Origin of the sequence: Bacillus sp. JJ1764 (assembly GCF_036962145.1) — a bacterium.
Taxonomy (GTDB): domain Bacteria; phylum Bacillota; class Bacilli; order Bacillales; family Cytobacillaceae; genus Neobacillus.
Genome location: NZ_JBALNY010000010.1, coordinates 31,614 through 31,882, shown reverse-complemented (window position 1 = coordinate 31,882; position 269 = coordinate 31,614).

Below are 269 nucleotides of genomic sequence, written 5' to 3'. Positions count from 1 at the left end.
ACATCATTATAATGATGTTATTGTTCCATTAGATTTTATTTTTAAACTAAATTATTTAGATTTACGAATATTTGTATCATAAATAGTTATTATATTGAAATGTGAATAGGTGAACATGGAAATAAATTGGAAGTAATCAGAAATTTCTTAACTGGGAATTGAATGTAAATTGTTTGGGTCTATTTTCTTTATAACTTTTGGCGTGTAATATTATGTATTAAAGTTGCTTTTAAATTATAGGCTGTGTTAAAGAACAGTGTTGATTTTTT